18 protein-coding genes are annotated in these 22971 nt (G+C 50.2%); 11 read left to right on the top strand and 7 right to left on the bottom strand.

What is annotated here, in order from left to right; all coding sequences use genetic code 11:
- Window positions 1–70 precede the first annotated feature (70 nt).
- From Q8O92_10370 to Q8O92_10340, 7 genes are all read right to left on the bottom strand, one after another.
- A complete protein-coding gene (locus Q8O92_10370; protein MDP2983719.1) occupies window positions 71–3244 on the bottom strand; it encodes a fused MFS/spermidine synthase in 3174 nt (1057 codons plus the stop codon).
- A 36-nt stretch (window positions 3245–3280) separates the two neighbouring features.
- Window positions 3281–6451, bottom strand: a complete 3171-nt coding sequence (locus Q8O92_10365; GenBank protein MDP2983718.1) for a fused MFS/spermidine synthase — start codon at window positions 6449–6451, stop codon at window positions 3281–3283.
- A 27-nt stretch (window positions 6452–6478) separates the two neighbouring features.
- A complete protein-coding gene (locus Q8O92_10360; protein MDP2983717.1) occupies window positions 6479–7276 on the bottom strand; it encodes an SDR family oxidoreductase in 798 nt (265 codons plus the stop codon).
- Window positions 7277–7639: 363 nt separating this feature from the next.
- A complete protein-coding gene (locus Q8O92_10355; GenBank protein MDP2983716.1) occupies window positions 7640–9322 on the bottom strand; it encodes a lamin tail domain-containing protein in 1683 nt (560 codons plus the stop codon).
- A gap of 233 nt (window positions 9323–9555) precedes the next feature.
- Window positions 9556–10524 carry an L-arabinose ABC transporter permease AraH gene (araH, locus tag Q8O92_10350; protein ID MDP2983715.1) on the bottom strand — a complete coding sequence of 323 codons (969 nt, stop codon included), beginning with the start codon at window positions 10522–10524 and terminating at the stop codon, window positions 9556–9558.
- Window positions 10525–10782: 258 nt separating this feature from the next.
- A complete protein-coding gene (gene araG / locus Q8O92_10345; protein MDP2983714.1) occupies window positions 10783–12273 on the bottom strand; it encodes an L-arabinose ABC transporter ATP-binding protein AraG in 1491 nt (496 codons plus the stop codon).
- A gap of 175 nt (window positions 12274–12448) precedes the next feature.
- Entirely contained in the window at window positions 12449–13447 is a 999-nt protein-coding gene (locus tag Q8O92_10340) for a substrate-binding domain-containing protein (GenBank protein ID MDP2983713.1), read from the bottom strand.
- 477 nt (window positions 13448–13924) lie between these two features.
- Here Q8O92_10340 and Q8O92_10335 point away from each other — a divergent pair, with 477 nt between their 5' ends.
- The 11 genes from Q8O92_10335 to Q8O92_10285 all read left to right on the top strand — a co-directional run bounded on the left by Q8O92_10335 (window position 13925) and on the right by Q8O92_10285 (window position 22855).
- Entirely contained in the window at window positions 13925–14533 is a 609-nt protein-coding gene (locus Q8O92_10335) for a nitroreductase family protein (GenBank protein ID MDP2983712.1), read from the top strand.
- A 226-nt stretch (window positions 14534–14759) separates the two neighbouring features.
- Complete coding sequence (locus tag Q8O92_10330; GenBank protein ID MDP2983711.1) at window positions 14760–15455, top strand: Abi-alpha family protein; 696 nt, start codon at window positions 14760–14762, stop codon at window positions 15453–15455.
- Between the two features lie 341 nt (window positions 15456–15796).
- Complete coding sequence (locus tag Q8O92_10325; GenBank protein MDP2983710.1) at window positions 15797–16495, top strand: hypothetical protein; 699 nt, start codon at window positions 15797–15799, stop codon at window positions 16493–16495.
- 79 nt (window positions 16496–16574) lie between these two features.
- Entirely contained in the window at window positions 16575–17123 is a 549-nt protein-coding gene (locus tag Q8O92_10320; protein ID MDP2983709.1) for a hypothetical protein, read from the top strand.
- A 134-nt stretch (window positions 17124–17257) separates the two neighbouring features.
- Window positions 17258–17485, top strand: coding sequence for an addiction module protein (locus Q8O92_10315; GenBank protein ID MDP2983708.1), 228 nt, complete (start codon window positions 17258–17260; stop codon window positions 17483–17485).
- Between the two features lie 53 nt (window positions 17486–17538).
- On the top strand, window positions 17539–18138 hold the full coding sequence (locus Q8O92_10310) for a nitroreductase family protein (GenBank protein ID MDP2983707.1): 600 nt from the start codon (window positions 17539–17541) through the stop codon (window positions 18136–18138).
- A 494-nt stretch (window positions 18139–18632) separates the two neighbouring features.
- A complete protein-coding gene (locus tag Q8O92_10305) occupies window positions 18633–18839 on the top strand; it encodes a cold-shock protein (protein MDP2983706.1) in 207 nt (68 codons plus the stop codon).
- A 93-nt stretch (window positions 18840–18932) separates the two neighbouring features.
- On the top strand, window positions 18933–20168 hold the full coding sequence (locus tag Q8O92_10300; GenBank protein MDP2983705.1) for an HD domain-containing protein: 1236 nt from the start codon (window positions 18933–18935) through the stop codon (window positions 20166–20168).
- 245 nt (window positions 20169–20413) lie between these two features.
- The gene (rplU, locus tag Q8O92_10295; GenBank protein MDP2983704.1) at window positions 20414–20728 is read left to right on the top strand and encodes a 50S ribosomal protein L21; all 315 of its coding nucleotides are present in this window, start codon (window positions 20414–20416) and stop codon (window positions 20726–20728) included.
- A gap of 31 nt (window positions 20729–20759) precedes the next feature.
- A complete protein-coding gene (rpmA, locus tag Q8O92_10290; protein MDP2983703.1) occupies window positions 20760–21017 on the top strand; it encodes a 50S ribosomal protein L27 in 258 nt (85 codons plus the stop codon).
- Between the two features lie 317 nt (window positions 21018–21334).
- Window positions 21335–22855, top strand: a complete 1521-nt coding sequence (locus tag Q8O92_10285) for a two-component regulator propeller domain-containing protein (GenBank protein MDP2983702.1) — start codon at window positions 21335–21337, stop codon at window positions 22853–22855.
- The last annotated feature ends 116 nt before the right edge of the window (window positions 22856–22971 follow it).

The raw sequence follows: 22971 nt of genomic DNA, 5'->3' as shown, positions 1-22971 counted from the left end.
TTATAATTAATCAAATAAAAGACCTTTTCACAAGCCTTTTAAATATCAGATCAGATGAGCTGCCCCCGGTTTATTTTACAGCAGTTGACTGGTTCTGGCCGAGCTTCGCCGCTTCCTCGAGATGTTCATTCCCTTCGGCGGATTTACCAAGTTTTGTAAGAACATCCCCCAGGGAACGGTGTGAAAGGGCGAATTCAGGGTCCAGGGAGAGCGCGCGGCGTAATTTCTCTTCCGCTTCGACAAGTTTTCCCTGACGGGCCAAAAGGCATCCCCAGTTATAAAAAGATTTGGCATAGAGAGGATTGATCTGAACCGCCTCCCGGTACATCCGGATCGCTTCATCGAAAAGATCCTGTTCGGCGAGGAGATTCCCCAGATTGATATATGCAACTTCGTTGCGAGGATTGGTTTCGATCGCCAGGGTGTAATAACTTATCGCTTCCTGGGGCATTTTCAGCAGGTTATACAGATTGGCAATATGTGAAAAGAGACGATCCTTATTCCGCACGGTGTTGATCTTTTTCTGCATCGCTTCTATCTGGGCCGATATGCACATTTTCTGTAATTCCGGATCGCTGATGAAGGTAAAATCTTCCACCACGTTCTCGGAGCAGTAGGAGGAAAGAACTGCGGAGTACCGCGCTTTCTGTTCGGGAGATGCTTTCGAAAGATCAACCATGTTCGGAAGCGGAGTGTTGAATGAAAGTGTTAAAACAGCCTTATCGATCTGGGCATTGACATCGGAATAGACTTCGCGAATTATCCTCTCGGTTCCGGGTGTCAGCCATCTTTTCTTTACCAGATTATCACGGATGGTGAAATCTTCAAGATACATCAGCCGGGGAGCCGAAAACTCCAACTGTGGCCGGTTATCGGTATGGATCGGGCCCTGGCCGCAGAGTTTTTCAAAATCTTCGTTTACGATAAGGTCGTAAAACACTCGAGGATCGAGAAGAACCATATTGGGAGATTTTATTGCATATTGCATGTTTTTTTCCGCTGTACCCATATCCAGGCCGCCGTCACCTTTGAAACCGATCAACAGATAATCGGGAAAGACATCCGAGGTGCGGACAAGTTTGCAGTTCGGGAACACGGCATGGAATGTCCGGCCGATCAGAGTGAACGTGTCCCAATCCATCTGGTATGAATGAACCCATTGTACGAATACGCCTTTGTCATTGAGTCTTTCTTTGACCAGTTCAAAAAATTCCCGGGTGAACAATGTGGCCAGACCGGCCATCCAGGGATTGGATGGTTCGGAAATAACAACATCGTACTTCCGCCTGGTCAGTTCCATATGGGCGCGGCCGTCCTGTACGATGAGTTCGGTTTTTGGATTCGAAAGCACGTTGTTGTTCCACCGGCGGAAAAAGTTACTGGCAGCGACAACCTGCTGATTGATATCGATTACATCCAGTTTTTCAATAGGATAATATAATGTTTCTCCGGCAGTGATTCCGCTGGCCAGACCGAGAACAAGCACCTGTTTCGGGCTTTGATGAAAGAGCAGCGGGAAATGAGCCAGGAGGATCTGGGTGGTCATGTCCATTTTCATGGTTGAGGCGTCCGCTTTTCCGCTGTTGTAAAGGCTGAAATCAATTTTCCCGTCGATATTGATGAATTTCATAACGGTGGTAAATCCGCCGATTCCGTCCCCGAAAAAAACCAGCTGCTCTGACGTTTTGGCGGCCATCTTTTGATTACCTTTACCGAGCGACTCATACCATCCCATACTGTTCAGCATCGGTTTGTCAAACCGTTGATATTTCCCGATAGAAAGCAGCCTCCGATCCCAGTGCGGATAGTATGCGGCGGCCATAATACCGAGCAGAACGGCAAGCACTAACGGTACCAATAAGGCTACCTTCTTCCGGGCCGTTACCGTGATGATACCCCCGGCGATAAGGATAGTGAAAAGCTGCATTACGGCGAGCAGGCTCAGGCTGTGTTCCTTTCCCAGGAGCGGTATGAGAACAAAACCGGCTGCGAAAGAACCCAAAACGGCGCCGAGTGTGTTGATCGAATAGGCAAATCCGATCGATTTTCCTATAGCGTCGAGAGATCTGGTATAGAGTTTGCCAACTAACGGAAACGTGGCCCCAAGGAAAAAAGTTGGAAATAACATAAACGAAAACAGCGTAAGAGATTTCACCATCATGAGCAGGGTGAAATTGTCTTTAAAGGTAAAAATAAGTTTTGCAAAGAATGTCTGGCTGCTCCCCAGCACCTGGCTGATGAAGAGAGCGCTTACAGCCGCTGCGATCTGGGTGGCAACAAGGAGAAAGCCCGGTTTCCCGGTTCTGTCGGCCAGCCATCCGAAAAACATGCTTCCCGCTGCAAGTCCGGTGATAAATGTTACCAGCACCACGGTGAAAGAGTAGGTGGTAGGCCCGACGATCAACCCCAGGAGTTTTGTCCATATCACTTCGTAGGCCATGGAACAGAAGCCGGATACGGCGAAAATAACCAGCGCCGCAATCCCAATCATCCGGGCATACTCCGGCTGCCTGGCGCCGGAAGGCTCATCCCTTTCCCGTGGGATGCCGTCACCCGGTTTTCGCGTACCAAGGTAGATGCTGGAAAGCCCGATGACGGTATTGAGCAGTATGGCAAAAGCCAGGGAACCCCACACTCCCCAGAAATTGATGATCCAGAATCCGCAGAAAAGGGCGCCGAGCGCTCCCCCGATGGTGTTTATACTGTACAGGCGCCCGAGAGAGGCGCCGATCCGGGAGAGGCTGGTCACATAAAACCGGCTCAAAACCGGCAGGGTGGCGCCCATGCAGGTCACCGGCAGGATGAGCAGGAACGAGCATCCTAAAAAAGTCAAGAGATTATAGACCAGAAAATGCCCGAACAGATGGTTGTACAGGAGCGCATAGAGCGGTTTGAAAAGAACGAGCAGCGCCGGCAAAACCAGACCGTACACGCCGACAGTCAATTCCAGAATGCCGTAAATTTTCACCAGCGCCCCAGGTGTTTTCAGACGGTCGATAGAGCGGCTGGCCAGGTAGCTCCCCAGCCCCAGACCACCCATGAACACGGTGAGTACGATGCTCACTGCAAACGGGGCGCTTCCGATGATCTTAACTATCATCCTGGTCCACAGGATCTCATAGATGAGGCCGGTCATTCCGGATATGAAAAAGAAGCACAGAACAAGGTAATAGGGTATTTTGAACCTGTCCTGCGCTTCCGATTTTGCCTGGATTTTATTTTTTTGAGCCTGGCGTTTTGCCATGCTGCATTCCTTTCGCCTTTTTACCAGTTACGGTTTTCACATCTTCACCGGATTTTGACCGATTCTTGCCGCCTCTTCTATAAGTCTCTCCCCTTCGGCAGTCCGGCCCAATCTTTTAAGAACAACCCCCAGGTTCCGGTGAGTAGGGGCATATCCGGGGTCTAAGGAAAGCGCCTGACGGTATTTCTCAGCCGCTTCCCCAAGGTTTCCCTGGCGGACCAGGTTGTTTCCCAAATTATGGTATGCTCTGGCATAAGAGGGGTTGATTTGAATCGTCTTACGGTACATACTGGTGGATTCATCGAGTTGATTCAGTTCGGAGAGGGCAATTCCCAGATTGAAGTACGCCTTGTCATATCGAGGATTGGCGGCTATCGCCTGGCGGAAAATGTTTGCAGATTCCTGGGGCTGTTTCAATAAACCATACATATTTCCCAGATGAGTGAGAAGGCGGTCCTTCTCCGGCGAGGCAGCGAGTTTTTTCTGCATGGCCCCGATCTGCGCCATGATACACATTTTCAGTAATTCCGGGTCGCTGATGAAAGAAAAATCTTCCACCAGGTTTTTGGAGCAGTAATCTGATAGAACAGCGGCATACCGTACTTTTTGTTCCGGAGTGGCTTTGGCGAGGTCGACCATATCCTTGAAGGGGTTGTTGAACGAAAGTGTAAAAACGGCCTTATCTATCTGTGAGTCCACATTGGCATTGATTTCACTGACAACGCTCTGCGTTTGACGGCTCAGCAATCCCTCCTCCGCTATCCGTGACGGGATCGTGGGATCAATGGTATGCACCATCTTGGGTGCTGAAAACTCCAGCATCGGCCGATTATCGGTGTTGATAGGACCCTCTCCGAATAGTTTTCCCAGATTTTCGCCGACAATGAGAGCATAGAGCAGGAGGGGATTATTGAGAACCATATTTCCGGATTTACGGCTGCTGGGAAAGTTCTTAACCGCTGTTTGTATATCCAGTCCATGATTCCCTTTGAAACCGACCAGAATGTAATCGGGAATTGTACCGTAAAGGCCGGTACAGACCAGGATGCTGTTGGGGAAAACCTGATGGAATGTCCTCCCGATCAGCGCAAAATCCGCCCAGTCGATCTGGTACGAATGAAGCCATTGTACAAAAATGCCGTCATTGTTCAGTCTGTCTTTGACCAGTTCGAAGAAATCACGGGTGAACAGGGAAGCCAACCCGGCCATCCACGGGTTGGAAGGCTCGGAAATGACCACATCGTAGGTTCGGTTGGTCAATTCCATGTGAGCACGGCCGTCCTGAACGATGAGTTCGGTCTTCGGGTTTGACAGAACATTGTTGTTCCAGGGGCGGAAAAAGTCGCTTGCGGCCACTACCTGCTGATTGATATCGATAACATCCAGCTTTTCGATGGGATAAAAGAGAGCCTCTCCGGCGGAAATTCCGCTTGCAAGGCCAAGCACCAGAACCCGTTTCGGATCGGGATGGAAGAGAAGGGGGAAATGTGCTAAAAGAGTCTGGGTGGACATATCCGCCGGTTGGGTTGAAGCATCAGCCTTGCCGCTGTTGTACAGGTTGTATTGAACTTTTCCGATAAAATCGACATATTTAATTACCGTGGTGAACCCCCCTATTCCGTCTCCAAAATAGACTAACTCCCCCTTGAGCGGTGCGGCAATTTTTTCATTGCCTTTAAACAGCGCCTCCATCCATCCCAATCCATTCAGCCAGGGAGCATTAAACCGATGATATTTCCCGGTGGAGAGCTGAAAACGGTCCCAATGCGGATAATAAACGGCGGCCATGCCTCCTATCAGGACAGCCAGCGCCAGTGGGATCAAGGCAGCCTTCCTGAGGATTTTCGCGTACATGATGCTTCCGACAACCAGAACCGTGGTAAGCTGTAAGGTAGTGAGCAGACTCAGGCTGTGTTCCTTTCCCAGGAGAGGGATAAGGATAAATCCGGCGCAGAATGAGCCGAGCACCGCGCCAGCAGTATTGATGGAATAGGCAAAACCGATGGATTTTCCCACAGAGCCGAGGGAACGGGTATACAGTTTCCCCACCAGAGGAAATGTAGCGCCGAGAAACACCGTGGGTAAGAACATAAAGGAAAATAGTGCGCCTGATTTTATCATCATGAGCAGAGTGAAATTATCTTTGAAGGAGAAGATGAGTTTGGCGAAGAATGCCTGGCTGTTCCCCAGCACCTGACTGATGAAGAGAGCGCTCAAAGCCGCGGCGATCTGGGAAAAGAGAAGGAGGGGGCCAGGTTTCCCTGTCCTGTCGGCCAGCCATCCGAACAGCATGCTTCCCACCGCAAGCCCGGTGATGAAGGTCACCAGCACCACGGTAAAAGAGTAAGTGGTAGGTCCGACAATCAGCCCAAGGAGTTTTGTCCAGATCACCTCATAGGCCATGGAACAGAAACCGGATACGGCGAAAATAACCAGCGCCCCGGCGCCGATAGCCGAAGCATAGTATGGTTTGTCGTTCGCCGATGGCGCTTCGAAAGCCAAAGGAACCGGGCCTTTTTTCAGGGTTGATGCCAGATAGATGCTGGAAAGCCCTATGGTGATATTCAAGAGGATGGCAAATGCCAGGGAACCCCATACTCCCCAGAAATTAATGATCCAAAATCCGCAAAAAAGGGCGCCGAGCGCTCCGCCGATGGTATTGATACTGTACAGACGTCCGAGCGAGGCGCCGATGCGGGAGAGCCTGGTTACATAGAAGCGGCTTAAAACCGGCAGGGTAGCGCCCATACAGGTCACCGGCAGGATGAGCAGAAACGAGCATCCCAAAAAAGTCAGGAGATTATAGAACAGAAAGTACCCGAACAGGTGATTGTACAGGAATGCATACAATGGCTTGAAAAGGATGAGCAGCACCGGCAAAACCAAACCGTATACCCCGATCACAAGTTCCAGAACGCCGTATATTTTCACCAGCTCACGGGGAGTGTTATGCCGGTCTATATACCGGCTGGCCAGATAGCTCCCCAGACCCAGACCACCCATGAATACAGTAAGCACGATGCTGACCGCGAACGGCGAGCTCCCGATAATTTTAACTATCATCCGGATCCAGAGAATCTCATAGATAAGACCCGTCATTCCGGAGATGAAAAAGAAGCTGAGAACAAGGAAATAGGGAGGAGCCAATGTGCTGGTTTTTTCCGGTTTCGATACAGCTTTGCTTTTACTTTCTTTGTGCTTTGCCATACTGCATTCCTTTACATCGTTTTCTTCTTACCAGTTTTTGTACCCGGGTGCGGGATTGGGCTGCTGAAGACCGTCAACCGGGATGTGACGGCCATTGATCCAGTGCGCCCGAGGGGAGGCAACGAACACAATCACGTCGGCTATATCCTCCGGGTAGCCGAGATGTCCCCTGGGGAATCCCTCACGCACATAGGTCTCGAAGTCCTCGGGATGCTGCTGACGCCATTTCTCCCAGACGCCGTCGGGGCTGATCATGGAACCGGGCGAAATGGTGTTCACCCGGATGTTGTCATGGCAAAGCTCCAGCGCCAGAGGCTCGGCAAGGAAGATGAGCGCCGCCTTGGATGAGCTGTACTGGCTTCCCTTCGCAAGCTGGGGCAGCCAGCCGGATACGGAGGATATGTTCACGATGGACCCTCCGCCGCGCCTGCGCATTTCGGGGGTCACCAGCTTGATCATGCGGATAGCCTGAAAGATGATGGAATCATAGGTTTTGAACCACTCCTCATCTGTGGCCTCAAACAGGCTGTCGCCGAAACGTTTCCCGACATTGTTGATGAGGATATCGATGCCGCCGAAACGTTTTATGGTCTCCTCAACAACATATTTTGCCTGTTCTGCGATGCAGACATTCGCCTTGAGCGCCGCCGCCTGAACCCCGTATGTTTTCAGCTCGTTCTCCACCCGCGAAAGCACCTCCTCCGGGTCGATGGAGCAGACGCTCACGTGGGCGCCCTCCTGTGCAAACGCCCGGGCGGTCCGTAAACCCAGACCGTTCGTTCCGCCGGTGATCAGCGCCACCTTGTCTTTCAACCGTAAATCCACGGCACATCCTCCTTATAAAAACCTCACCCGGCCTTCGGCCACCCTCTCCTAGTCAGGAGAGGGAAAATAAGGCCAGTTTAGAGTCACCCCTCTCCTAACTAGGAGAGGGGACGGGGGTGAGGTAATGAACCTGAAATTCGTGTCATCATGAACGTAATATGGAATTAGATACTGAAACGAGTTCAGGATGACACGTGTCATGCCGAACTTGTTGCCGCTTCGCGGGAACGATGAAAGCGCAGCGCATCTTTTAGCAACCGTTTCGGCATCTATTTTGAAAAGAAACGTAATAAAATACATCGATGTCTGATAAACGTAAAAAAATACTCTTTTTATCCGACCTTTGCAACTGCTCCCTTTTCATCAAAGCCGGGACGCCACCACTATCGTCTTCCGTATCACGGTCATTTTCCCCGTGGTCTTATTCAGCGCCTCAAGGTACAGGATGTAAGGACCCGCCGGAAGTTTCTTCCCCCCGGAGCGGCCATCCCAGGTTCCGGTCCAGGTGAAGCCGCTTTCCGCAGCATCACGGATGATTGCAATCTCTCTTCCCCGGCGGTCATAGACTATCATACGGACACGGGCCAGCGGAAAAGGGAGGCGATAGGTAATAGTGGCCTTCTCAAGGAATGGATTTGGCTCTATCAGGAGAACAGCGCCTGTTTCCGTTGAGCCGCCTGCACCGGAGCCTTGATCAAAGAAAATGCTGTTCCTGCGGCCCGGTGTGCTTCCCGCCGGATCGACGCTTATGTTCCACCCCAGAGGAGTTCCACGCAGACTTGGGGCGATAAGTTCCAGGCTGACGCCTGCCGGGGCCGCCGAATAGGATACGCTGTCAGCTATTCCGCCGGTATGATCGAGAAGAATGACGGTATCGCCGTCATTATTGAGTGAGGGGAATTTTTTTACCGGAATGAACAGGGCGACGGAAGGGACGGCCGGCCGGGAAGGGTCGCCGGTAATGACTGCATACCCGGAAGATGGAATAAAAGCACCTTGGCCGATCCCTTCGGAAGGCCGCCCAGTTCGGTCAGTTATGCGCCACCCCCACAGGCTGACCGGAGATGTCCCGGTGTTCTGAATCTCCACCCATTCGGGGCCATCGACGGGAGCGGCCATTATTTCATTGAGGATGATCGTCCCGGCCGGAACCAGCACCTCAAGCTCGACCCGGACGGTATCATCGGAAGCCCAATTCATGCTGTCCGGTGAATCTATCGCCGCCTGTATCTGCAAAAAACCGCCGGGCAGAGCGGAGATGTGCAGAATCTGTTCTGAGGATTTCTCTCCGGGCGCCACCTCTCCGGGAAATGTAACGCTCTCAAGAGGAGTATCGGGAGCAATCTGCACCGCCACCCTGATTCCCGAAATGGAAGACAGCCCGCCGTTCAGATAGGAGATATAAAGATCGCAGCTCTCTCCCATTTTCGGTAGCGCAGCTCCGAAGCGGATAGAATCCCGGGTAAGGGCGGGATTATGGGAAGGCGGAGTGACCGAATTCACCCTTCCGGGAGTGCCGTCTACATCGCGGGAGGAACGAAAATTATCAGCGCTGTCTCCACCGCCGGGATTCACCCGTTCCCAGGAATGTCCCGGCGGGCAATCCGGTGGGTAACGGACTGCCGTAAGGGTGTCCCCTTTGGCGGACAGCAGATACACAGGTTTGGGATTGGTGTTCGAAAGCCCCCCGGAGCCGATGGTCTTGTCGGGAACTGTGAAGAAAGGGGTCGAAGCCGGAATCCCTGCGTAAGGCTCCCCGGCGGAAAAATAATCGGGATCCATGATGAGAGCGTACCCCCCTGAAGGAACTGTCCATGCCGAGCCCTGCACGGGGATGATTTTATCGAATGAATCCCCCTGTCCGATGAAGCAGCCTTCGAGCGAAACCGGCTGATCAGATCGGTTCATGATCTCCACATATTCACGGGCGTTTTCATTGCCGTTCGGGTTGAACATTATCTCATTGATAACCAAAGTGGCCGAAAATGCGGGAGAAATGAACATGGTAAAGAAAAGGAATGAAAGAGCGCCGCAAACAGGTTTCACCCGGATATTCTCCTCTACTAGTGCTGTTGCCGGTCGAATGGGGTAAGAGAATTCGAGGCGAGTGGGAAAGGGAAAAAGATTGTCTGAATCACTGATTCGTGTGATAAAAACTGATGCATATGATGAAACAATCTTCTTATCATCTTTTATCATTTCCATCATGCGCATCAGTGGTTCAGACATCTTTTCGCTTCTGCCTTCTGTATTTGCGAACTTTGCGAGAGTTTTTTTCTTTACACAGCCCTGCGCTGCCGCATCTGGTCGAACAGCACCGCGAGAAGCAGTATGACTCCCCGCGCGACATACTGGTAAAAGGTGGGGATGTTCATGAGGTTCATGGCGTTCTGTACTGTTCCCATGATCAACACCCCCACGATGGTGCCCATGATGGTTCCGATGCCGCCGGTGAGTGACACTCCGCCGAGAACACAGGCAGCGATGACATCGAGGGAAAGCCCCACCGAGGTGTTGGGCTGCCCGCTGGTCATACGTGAAGCGAGCACTATTCCTGCCAGACCGGCCATAAACCCTTGCAGGGTGAAAATGAGAATCTTGATCCGGTCGACCCGTATACCGGCCAGGCGGGCGGCTTCCTTGTTTCCGCCGATGGCGAGGGTATTGCGCCCGAAGGTGGTACGGTTGAGCAGGAATCCGAAGACGGCAAAACAGACGATGGTGATCCATACCGGATTGGGTATGCCAAGGAAGCTGCCGTTGCCCAGAACGAAAAACCCGGGTTCCTTTATTCCGACTGCGGTGCCGTTGGATACGATGAATCCGAGTCCGCGCATGATCTGCATGGTCGCCAGAGTGGTGATGAGCGCGTTGATTCCCAGCTTGGCGATAACCACGCCGTTGAACGCCCCTGCCGCGCCAGCCGCCAGAAGCGCCGCCAGAATACCGAACATCACGCTGCCGGTGACATTGATCATCACTGCGGCCAGAACACCGGAGAACGCCACAATCGCTTCCACAGAAATATCAAAGTCGCCCGATGCCAGACAGAACAGCATGGTACAGGCGATGATTCCCACTGTGGAAACCGAGAGAGCCAGGCCGATCATGTTCTGCCAGGAGAAGAAATATGGTACGAACAGCGAAAGGAAAGCGAACAGCAGGACGAATATCACCAGAATGCTGGCGTTATCCCACAAACCTTTCAGGATGGTTTTCGGACTCGGAGCTGCAGCTTGATCATTCACCACTCAACCTCGCTTTAATAAAAACAGAATACAGAAGACAGAAGTCAGAATAAAGACAAGGATAAAGGATAAATAAATGATTGTCTGAACCACTGATTCGCATGATGTAAATGAAAAAAAGATGATGAAAGGCAGTACAAAGTCCGAAGTGTATTGCTCTTATTCTGTCTTTGACTTCTGTCTTCCTTGTTTTATTTATCCTTCAATCTCGTCTTTCCCCTTTGTGCCTTTGTCACTTTGTCACTTTGCCACTTTTTTTTACACCTGCGGCAGGGCAAGTTTCAAGAGCTTCTCCTCGGTGGCCTCCTCACGGGGGATCGAAGCGACGATCTTTCCCTGGCGCATCACCAGGATACGGTCGGAGATGCCCATCACTTCCGGGAGCTCGCTGGAAACCACAACTATCCCGATCCCTTCCGAAGCCAGCCGTTCGATAACCCCGTAGATCTCGCTTTTGGCGCCCACATCGATCCCACGGGTAGGCTCGTCGAGGAGCATGACCCGTACTTTCCCCGAAAGCGCGCGGGCAAGGATCACCTTCTGCTGGTTGCCGCCGGAGAGATCCATGATCGGTTTGGCCAGAGAGGGAGTCTTGATTCCCAGCTTTCTGACAAAGAGATCGGCGTTCTCCCGCTCTCTCTTTTCATTAATCATCCCCAGCCGGGCGAAAGACTTTCGCACGCTGAGGTTGATATTTTCGTGAACGGAACGTATGGGGACGATTCCCTCTTTCTTGCGGTCTTCCGGGCAGAACGCAACGCCGTTTGTGATTGCTGCTGAAGGATCATCGATGTTCACCTCGCGGCTGTGGATGCTGATTTTTCCCGCTTCCCGTTTTGCAGCCCCGTACACGAGCTTCAAAAGCTCCGTCCTTCCGGCGCCCACCAGACCGAAGACGCCCACGATTTCTCCCTGCGCAATCTCAAAGTTCGCAGGTTCGGAGAGACCATGGCCCAGGAGCCCTTCCACCTTGATTGCCGAACCGCTGAGTGGACGAGGATTGTACTGGTAAATATCCCGTATGGACCTTCCCACCATACGGTTCACCAGGAAATCCTGATCGATGGTGGACATGTCTTCAAGGGTTTCCACCACCCTGCCGTCACGGAATATGGTTACCGAGTCGCAAATCTCGAATATCTCTTTCAGGCGGTGAGAAACATATATGATTACCTTGCCGCTCTTCTTGAGCTCCCGTATGACCGAGAAGAGCTTTGTGACCTCACGGTCGGTAAGAGAGCTGGTCGGCTCGTCAAAAGCAATCACTGTGGCGTCACGGATGAGGGCTTTGGCAATTTCCACCATCTGTCGCTGGGCGATGGGGAGTGCGCTCACCTTCGTGGAAGGGGCTACCTCCTCTTCCAGAACAGCCAGCTCACGGCGGGCGTCCTCGCGCATCTTATTCCGATTAACCACACCGTAGCGGTTCGGCATGTGTCCGAGGAGGATGTTTTCCGCCACAGTCATTTCCGGCACCAGGTGCAGCTCCTGGTATATCACGGCGATGCCGGAGCGGATGGCTTCGCTGGTGGAAGAGAAGATGCGGGGCCTGTTGTTAAGAAGGATTTTGCCGGAATCGGGAGTATACACACCTGAGAGGATTTTCAGGAGGGTGGATTTCCCGGCGCCGTTCTCGCCCAGGAGCGCATGGACGGATCCCTCAAGCACTCCGAAGGAGACATTGTCCAGCGCTCTTACCCCGGGAAAGGTCTTGGTGATGGAATCGAAATAAAGATAGTTGTCTGGCAAAGTCCAAGACCTCCTAACTCTCTAGTAAAGCCTCAAAAAATGGGCAGAATCTCATTACAAACTCGCTGGCTTCGACAGGCTCAGCCAGCGGGCACTGAGCTGCAGGGCACTGAGCTGCAGGGCACTGAGTTGCAGGGCACTGAACTGCAGGGCACTGAGCTTGTCGAAGTGCCCGCTATTCCAAAAACCCCGCATCGGTCATGACCTTTCTGAAAGTTTCCCGTGTAACAATCGTTCCGGCAGACCGGGTGTCCATAGGGGGCGTAACACCATCTTTAATCCACTTGTAAAGATATTCGGTGGTTTTATACCCTTCCCCGACGCAGTCGACAAAACAGGTGCCGATGAATCCTGTAGGCTCCTTCTTTTCCAGCTCCGGGAGGGAGGTGGCGCCGCCGATGCCGATACCGATGATGGAATCGGCGTTGAATCCGTGATTTTCCAGCGCCCGCACCGAACCGAGCACCGCCTCGTCGTTCACCGAGTAGACCAGCCATCTTTTTACATTCGGATGCTGGGTAATAATGATATTTGCCGCAGCGAAAGCGCCCGGCTGATCGGTGATGCTCTCCGGGGCGCGATATATCTGAGATGGCGGAAATCCGGCCTGGGTAAGGGCCTCGGTTCCGCCTTCCGTGCGTTCCCGAACCGTGTCCAGTTGATCGTAGGTGACCACGCAGGCGCCGGTTTCTTCAACCTTCCACCCGCGCTTTTTCATCTCATCAAAAAGATGCCGCCCGATGCTCCGCCCGATATCACGCGCCGCCATGCCCACATAGGGTACATTCATGAATTTGCCGTCAGCGCCTACAAACTGGTCGTCCACAGTGAATACCTTCATCTTGTATGATTCCGCTTTGGCCATGATCGCCGGGCCGAGCCGTACATCCGGGGCGCAGATAACAAATCCCTTCGCGCCCTGGGCGGCCAGATTATCGATACCGGCCAGGACCTGGTCGCCGTCCCTCGCCCCTATATCCACAACTTTGAATCCATACTTTTCGGCGCATTTCCGGGCCCCTTTGATTTCTTTCTGGAACCAGGGTTCCTCGGGGAATTTCACCATGAATCCGATTGTGATCGGCTGGATTTCCTTTCTGGAACTGCGGTTTACCACGAGCAGCGCGACCAGAATTGCCGCAACAAAAAGCCCAATGGCGATATAACGGCTCATGAAGGTGTCCTTTCACAGGAAAGAAAAAATCGCTTATCAAGGTTAGACAGCAAGCTGATATAAATTTTTACCGCTTTTAACTCACCCCATAATCCCCTCTCTTGCACGCAATAGAGGGGAAGACCCAGATGTGCTTTATAAACAATGCCTTAGAAAATTGCTGATGGGTTTCTCCCTCTCTAACTTGTTGTAGAGGGGGCCAGGGGGTGAGGCCTTTTATTTACTCGTATTATTCAACAAACTGAGTTAACTCGATAAGCAACAAAAAAATATATCGGGTCAAAGAGAAGTATTATCCGATGAACCCGGCGTTGATTAAGATATAAAGAATGCAGGGATTTGAGAAGTGAAAATGATGGCTCTCATGCATATTTTCAAATGATGATTTTATTTGACTAATAAGCGCCGCTTCTGCATATTCTTGGTAAATATTCCCTCGCTTCAGAAATTAAAGTGGTTTTATCCCTGGAGGCAGCCATGAAAGCGGTGCGCGCAGTATTCCTTTCTCTTGTCCTTGTTTCTTTCGTGTTTTCGGCTTTCCCACTCACAGTATTCTCCCAGGAAAAAACAAAAATTCCGGATGCATTGACTGTCATTCACAGCCGGAAAAGCGTGCGGAAGTACCTGGACAAGCCGGTGACCAAAGACCAGCTTGAAATCCTTCTCCGCGCCGGGATGGCCAGCCCCACCGCCGCAGATAAACGTCCCTGGGCGTTCGTCGTGGTGACCGGGCGCGCCATGCTCGATACCCTCTCGTTTTCCACCCGGGGTACCAGGGTACTCGCTGGGGCCAAAGCCGCCATCGTGGTCTGCGGCGACACCCGGAAGGGGCTGAAGAGCGAAGTATGGATCCAGGACTGCTCCGCCGCATCTGAAAATATCCTGCTGGCCGCCGAAGCCATCGGGCTTGGCGCAGTCTGGACCGGGATTTGGCTTAACGTCGAGCCGACCAAATATGTAAAGCGGGTGCTAGGGCTTCCGGCGGAGGTCCAGCCGCTCAACATCATCTCCATCGGCTATCCCACCGGCGAGGAAAAACCCAAGGATAAGTGGGACCCGACAAACATCCATTATGAAAAGTGGTAATTCAGGAGTCAGGAGCCAGGAGCCAGGAGACAGGAGAAAAGATAGAAACCTTTGAAACACTTGTCTCGCAAAGTTCGCAAAGTTCGCAAAGAAAAATACACAAACATCGGATGATATCCGGTTTACTTGCGATTCGAGAGAAATATTTTTAATTGGGTGTTATGAAGTGGGCTGCAGAATTATTTGTTGGGCAGCGGCTTGAACACGATAGGGAGGAGATTTTACGATGGTTGATGATCTGACAGGACTTGGAAAACTTGCAGATTCACAATTGGTGAAGTTAGCCTACAACGACGCTGCCAGCGGACCGCTTAAGCAGGTCGGTGGTATGACAACCGACGCGTTGAAAACTTTCCGACTTTTCACGGCACCATTTCAGCTTGCTGCTCTTGCGCAGGATAGATTCGCTCGGTGGCTCGATCAAGTACGAAGCCAAGTCCCAGAAGAGAGTCAAACTGAAGCATCCTCTTCAATAGCTGCTCCGGTACTTCGTGCTCTTTTTTTCATGGATGACGGTAATCCTCTGACGGTCTTATTCCTTGAACTACTAAAACGAGCAATTGACAAGGAACGATTAAACGAAGCGCATCCCAGTTTTGTTGGCATCATTGAACAGTTGACACCCGATGAAGCGCTTATCTTGTACATACTTCGGGGCAAAACTCGTTGGCTGTACTACAATCAATCGAATGACTTCGACCTTACTGAGTTTCCCGCTAATCAGTTGGCTTACCCAGAGCACTTAGAGGCATATATCCTTCATTTAAAGTCACTCAATCTCGTAAGCGATGGCGAAGAAGTAATTATGGATGATACGAGTACCATAGAGTCATCAGTCATTAAATCTACGGCTTTCGGTGACTTTTTTACAAAGGCGTGCATTCCAGAAGGCTTTAGCATAGATGTGTACTCAAACAAGTGATGCAACAGGATTGAGGGCGACCGGGTGGCCCGCTTCGTAGAGTGAGGATGTGGGGTCATCCCTTGACAGAGGTCAACGCCAAAGGAAAAAATCGTTGTCCAACAAGGCAATTCAGCCAATCGCTTACGCTCTGGCTGATTTTTACGTTCGGTGTATGAGAGGCAAGATAGAGATTGGCGATGAACAACCAGCCCGGGGACGATCTGATCCGCGAACTGTACGCGAGGTTCGGTTTGGCGTACTACCAAAGTGAATGCCTGTACCGAGAGCTTTGCATGATTCTTGCTTGTTCAGGACTACCGTCCCGCGATCTTATCACACGCCCGAGGGTGGAGGAACAATTGGCCCAGACTTTCTCCCTGACTCTCGGCGATGTCGCCACTAAGCTTGAGGGCGTGCTTCCAGCCGAACTAAATGCCGAGCTTCAGGAAGCTGTAGAGGCGCGGAATTTTCTTGCGCATCACTTCTGGTTCGAGCGCGCGCACCTTATGTTTTGCGTTGAGAACGTGCAACAACTAATCTCAGAGCTTGACGGCTACACGGAGCTATTCGACCAGCTTGACACCCATGTTTCGGAGTGGTCTGAGCCCAAGTACCGAGAACTTGGACTAACCGTGGAGGTGCTTCAAGATGGTCTGAGACGGATTCTTGCGGGTGAGTCCCAAGAGCCTCTTCCCGACAGGCAATCTGTAAGGAAGTTGGAGAAGAAGCTGAGCAGGCGACAGTGCCTGATTCGAGTCTGGGAGTTTACTTTGGCCGATGGCTTGAAGCCCCTCATATTCGAGCTAGCCGATGGATCTCTCTGGCAGCTATCTGATGTCGGGCTCGGCTGGACCCGGTTCCGAGAAACAGGCCCCGGATGGACGGAGCACCCAACGATTAAGCCGCATCTACCAGCCGACATACTACCGCGCCCGAAACTCACTGCGCCGTGGGATTACGAATTCACTCTCGCCAACGGAGCTGTGTTTTGGGTGAAGCCAGGTCGTCATAAGCAGACTTTCAGATGGGGCGTGCGGACGTCCAAAGCAGGCGCCTAACAAGGCGCTGCAATTGACAGGGATTCCGCTTCGCTTCATCTTCACCAGTGAGCGCTGGTGTTATATAAAGGAAAATAAAATGAGCAAATTAATTTTACTAGATATTGAACTAAGTGCTATTGAGTCTTTTTTAAAAAATATAAAATGTTCAGCGGAGTTAGAATATTCAAAAATAAATGAGAGATCTAATAAAAATGAATTCAATCATTATGATGATGAAGCAAATGCATATTTTATTCCTATGCAATGGAAGGAAATTGCTATCCGTGCTTCTCTATGTGAGCTAAATGCTCTCGTTGAATGGGAACTGTGGTGTTTAGCTTCAGAAGCATATCACAACACCAAAAATATAAAACCTAATAAAACCATTTTTGATTTAAAAATTAATCAAATAGTTGAATTAATAGAAAATTATTATAAAATTAAACTTGGTGAAATAGACTACTTTAACAATATTTTTAGAATGAGAAATAAAGTTAATTCGTTTAAACATAGAAAAGGTTTTAAAAATCCATTTAAAGAAGATTGTAATTCATTACCAGAAAAACATGAGATTAGCTATCAAGAAACATTTCAAAGCATAAAAGATGTTAGGATATCTTTTATAAATCTTTGGAAAAAAATATAAAATGTATATCAAAGCTCTCCAGAGGAATGCGAGTACGCCTCTTCTGAGCTTTAACGTTATGCCGAAGAAGATTGAGCAGTTTTCGACGATGTGTGAGAATATAGGATATCACGAGTGCAAAGGAGAGGTGATATATGCCGAACCATGACCAGATTCTCGAGGAAGCATTGAAATTGTCGCCTGTTGAACGCGCCGAGTTGGTTGAGAGCCTCCTTTCCAGCTTTGAATTTCGTTCAAGGAAAACCATTGATGCATTGTGGGCTCAAGAAACAGAAGACCGAATTGATGCATTCGAGCGGGGTGAAATGGCGGCAATCCCGGCGGAACAGGTATTTGCAGAAATCGAAAAGAACAGACCTTGATGAAAATCCAATTTCAATACCATAAACCCACCCTTCACAAAGGACGCCAAACCATGATTAAGAGATTCCTGTTTCTTGCAGTATTCGCAGCGCTGATTTTTAGTTCTATACCGATAACGCTTTTTGCCCAGGGAAATGCTAAAATCCCGGATGCATTGTCAGTCATTCACAGCCGGAAAAGCGTGCGGAAATACCTTGACAAACCGGTAACCAAAGAGCAGATTGAAACCCTTCTCCGCGCCGGTATGGCCTCTCCCACCGCAGGGGACAACCGTCCCTGGGCTTTTGTGGTGGTGACCAGCCGGGCGACTTTGGATACGCTCTCCTTCTCCTCGCCCTATACCAAGCATATCGCCCAGGCCAAAGCCGCCATTGTGGTCTGCGGCAATACCCGCAAGAGTAAAAGCGAGGTATGGATACAGGACTGCTCCGCCGCATCTGAAAATATCCTGCTGGCCGCCGAAGCTATAGGGCTGGGCGCGGTATGGTGCGGCATCTGGCTCAACCCGGAGCCGACCAGGTATGTCAAACGGGTGCTTGGTCTGCCTGAGGAGATCCAGCCGCTTAATATCATCTCCATCGGCTATCCTACCGGAGCGGAAAAGCCCAAGGATAAGTGGGACCCGGCCAACATCCATTGGGAAAAATGGTAAAAGAAGGGAAGAATCCGGGAGTCAGAAGTCAGGAGTAAGGAGCAAACTTCCCTTGCCCCCTTCAGGGGGTAAACGGTTTCATCGTTCCCGCGAAGCGGCACTTCGACAAGCTCAGTGCCCGCTGGCTGAGCCTGTCGAAGCCAGCGCATGACACGTGTCATCCTGAACTCGTTTCAGGATCTATATACTCAATACATATAGAAATATATTTTTTTTAAAAATCCTAAAAAAAATCTTGTTTTTCTTCGGGATATGATATATATTTTCCGTGCAGAATATCTGTACACCGTTGTTGAGCTTTGATTGTCCGGGAAATTTTTTCATGGCTTTTCGTACAAACCCCAGCAATTCAAGAAATCGCTCCTGAGGCTCAAAGACGGGCCAAAGAGCGGTTTTTTGCGTTTAAAGGCAACGATAGGCTGTACAAAAAAAGTGGGTCCGCGTTGCACATGCGGGACTGTATGAAAGAATGTAACAAAAAGGGAAGGTGATCCATGGAAAAAGGCACGGTAAAGTGGTTCAACGGTGAAAAAGGGTTCGGATTTATTCAGAGGGCCAGCGGTGAAGATGTATTTGTTCATTATTCTGCGATCAATTCGGCCGGATATAAAAGCCTGGACGAAGGCGATACGGTTGAGTTCGATGTGGAAAAAGGTCCCAAAGGCCTTCAGGCAGTGAATGTGGTCAAGGCAAAAAAATAATCGAATCACATAGAATAAAAAAAATCCCCTGCAAGATGTTGAAGCGGGGGATTTTTTATTCCAGGAAACGGGAGAAGCAGGGAGAGCTTAGAGATGATCGAAGATGAAACCGGACGTCTCCGGGAACTCATTACCATCGGCATCGATTCCTCAAGAATCAGAGATTTCGACCTCCTCATGGAGCGAATTCTCCAATCGGCACGGGATTTTGTTCGCTGTGACGCCGGTTCCTTGTACATTAAACAGGAAGACCGGCTGCTGTTCAGTTTCACACAGAACGACACTCTTTCCGCAAGGTTGGAACCGGGGCGGAAGCTCGTATATAACACTTTTAGCATACCGGTGAACAAAAACTCTCTCGCCGGATATGCCGCCATGACCGGGGAAACCCTCAACATCCCCGATGCTTATAATCTTCCCGGTACGCTTCCCTTTCAAATTGACAAGCAGTACGACCGGATATCCGGTTACCGGACCAGTTCCATCCTGACCGTTCCCCTCAAAACGCATACCGGAAAAATCATCGGCGTTCTCCAGTTGATTAACGCCATGGACAAGGACCGTCAGGTAATCCCGTTTGACAAGGCCATCGAGCATTATGTGAATTATTTTGCCTCACAGGCCGCCGCCGCCCTCGAACGCGCTCATCTCATGCGGACCATCATTCTGCGCATGATCAGCATGGCGGAGCTCCGCGACCCGAAAGAAACCGGCAATCATGTGAACCGCGTGGCGGGTTACTCGGTGGAGATTTATGAGAACTGGGCCGGGAAAAGAGGAATATCCGCCGGGGAGACCGAACGGAACCGCGATGTGCTTCGCATGGCCGCCATGCTCCATGATGTGGGGAAAGTGGCTATATCCGACCTCATCCTGAAAAAACCTGCCAGGCTGGCTGTGGACGAATATGAGATCATGAAACAGCATACTGTGGCCGGGGCAAGGCTTTTTAACGATCCGGCCTCCGATCTGGATGAGGCGGCAAAAGATGTGGCGTTGAATCACCATGAATGTTTCGACGGCACCGGTTATCCCGGTCATGTGGATATATCAACCGGAGAGCCTCTTCCCGGTCATGCCGACAGTGAAGGCAAACCGACGCCCAAGCGCGGTGAAGAAATCCCTCTCTTCGGGCGTATCGTGGCCATTGCCGATGTGTACGATGCCCTCTCAAGCGTGCGGGTATACAAAGAAGCGTGGGATGAAAGCCGGGTGCTCGATGAAATGCGAAATGGAAGCGGGCGCCACTTCGACCCTGAAATCATCGAGGCATTTTTCTCCGTCCTTCCTTCGATAAAAGCAGTGGCCGGCAGGTATGAGCGAGGGTAAAGCGCGCCGTCCCCCTTTGTACGGATTCAGCGCGCTGAATCCCATCACCAAAGCCCAAACGAAAAAGATTTCGTTCTTTCTTCTTTTGCCTTTCAAGTCCTAAAAAAATGTTTCCAGGGATGGCCAGAAGATTTTTTCCCTTGACTCTTTATGAAACTCTTTTTATATTTGCAAATCTATAAAGATTAGCCGGATTACCGGATCCGGAAAAGATTTAATCGTGGTTCTTCGCCGGAGGGTGAAATATGTACGCAGTAGTTGATATAAAGGGATTTCAATATAAGATCGAAAAAGGGGAGAAACTAAGGGTCCCCAAGTATGATCTGGAAGTGGGAAGCAAAATCCAGATTCCCGAAGTCCTCCTGGTGAACGATGGTGAGAATATAGCTATCGGTACTCCATTTGTCAACGGGGCAACGGTTGAGGCCACTGTTACCGGGCAGGGAAAAGATAAAAAAATCATAGTTTTCAAGAAGAAAAGACGCAAGGATTACTCTGTCAAACGCGGTCACCGTCAGGATTTCACCGAAATTATGGTGGACAGTATTCAAATCGTTTGAAAAATGGACATGATGAATCAGGAGTTTGCTCATGGCGCATAAGAAGGGTGTAGGCAGTTCAAGGAATGGACGCGATTCCGCCGGGCAGAGACTCGGTATCAAGGAGTTCGGCGGCGAGTTTGTTTCCGCCGGGAGCATTCTCGTCCGTCAGCACGGCACCAAGTTCCATCCCGGCACCAATGTGGGTGTGGGCAGAGATTATACCTTGTATGCCCTTGTCGACGGCAAGGTCACATTCGAGCGTCTGGGTAAATTAAGGAAAAAGATCAGCGTGTATGCCATAGAATAAAAGAAAACACCATTGGGTGAAGTGATGACCCTGCATACGATGAGAGAGATTTTATAAGGCGCTTTTTTTTAAGCGCCTTTTTAATGAAATCTTCCTATATTATTGCTCCGGAGAATATAAAAGATTACAGGTTTGTAAATAGATGCCGAAACAAGTTCGGCATGACGTCGTCCAATTTGCAATTTAACGGTGGAAATCAACATTTTTCCCATGCAATTTTTCTTGCAGATATGGGAAAAATATCATATCATTCATTTTGGTAAATTTCTCCTGTTTCCATCTTTCCAGATGCCTCTTTCAACTTCCTGGAGGTGATCATGCGGCTTATCCTTAGAATAATCCCCATCATTTTCTTTTTGTTGCCTGGGACATCTCACGGCGATGGCGTCTGGAAATATTTTATCAACGGCAACAACATAAACGATATATCTGTCCAGGGTGATGCCCTCTGGTGCGCAACCACCACGCTGCCTGTGCTGTGGAACATTAGGGACAGCACCTATACCCGTTATACGGACAGAAATCTCATATCCTTGAATCAGACTTTCGTTGCCAGCGATACCAGAGGAAACACGTGGTTCGGATTTAGTGGTTTATTATATACTTATCCTCTTCTCAAACGGTTTGACGGGAAAAACTGGACGACCTTCAGCAATTCAACCCTTGGGTTGGAAAAAAAAAGTATCAATTCCATGTTGTGCGACCGGAAGGGGATATTATGGCTGGGCTCCAACGGAGGCGGCATTCTATCGTACGATGGGACTTCATGGGGAAACATGAAACCTGAGGAAAGTTTTAACGGCACCATTCAAGGGCTGACAGTTGGAAAGGACGGCAGAATCTGGATCTCCACTGATAATGGACTGTATACCTTTGACCGCAGTACCTGGAAGCGCTACACCACTACCGACGGGCTTACCGACAATAATGTCAGGCAGGCATTGTTTGACTCGGAGGGAAATCTATGGTTCGCCACTCTGGGAGGAGTATCCTGCTATGACAGAAAAACCTGGAAATCTTACCATATTTTAGATGGCCTTGTAAGCAATTCTGTAAATGCTGTCGCCCTGGATCAAAACGGCCGGAAATGGTTTGCCACCGAGGGAGGGGTATCCTGTTTCGATGGAAACGTATGGACTTCATACCGGGAGAGCGATGGCTTGATAAGCGACCGGGTCAGCGGTTTGGCGGTCGACAGGGATAACCGTATCTGGTTCTGTCACAAGAATGCAGACAAGGGAATCAGTTGCTTCGATGGCAAACGAATTATCTGGTATACAATCTGGAATACACCCTTACCTTCAAATCATGTCGAAGCTGTAGCTTGTGACCGTGAGGGTGTTATCTGGCTGGCCACCGACAAAGGAGTGGCCCGCTATGACGGGAATTCATGGAAACTGTTTAGAACCACGGACGGTCTGGCCCAAAATCAGGTGAGCGAGATATATGTTGACGATCAGAATACCAAGTGGTTTGTATACAATCCCACCACTCCTTCGGGAGTCACCAGGTATGACGGTCTTACCTGGAAAACATACACCACTGCTGATGGTCTCCGGAACAACGTGATACGGGCGGTTGCGATGAACTCCGACGGCTCGGTATGGTTCGGAGTCAGGGAAGGAATTACCCTTTATGACGGGCATATCTTAAAAACCTATCCCGGAAACGACCAGCTTCTCTCTTCAAACATCCTGTCAATAACAGAAGGTCCGGACGGTGTTTATTGGTTTGCCACCGATAGAGGTCTTTCAAAGTATGATGGCCAGTCCTGGAAAACCTTTTCCAGGGATGACGGGCTTTCATCTGAGAGCCCCAATCCAGCGATAATTTTATAAAAAGTACTTGCATTATTTGTATAAATAGTATATATTACAAGGTGTTATGATAAACTATATTTTTGGATTTCCACACACCTTGTAGGTGCAAAATGAAAAAGAGCAAAATTCTTCCG

The organism is Candidatus Latescibacter sp. (genome assembly GCA_030692375.1).
Taxonomy (GTDB): domain Bacteria; phylum Latescibacterota; class Latescibacteria; order Latescibacterales; family Latescibacteraceae; genus JAUYCD01.
The sequence above is the reverse complement of the archived record's forward strand: the minus strand, read 5'-3'. Positions and strand labels throughout refer to the sequence as shown.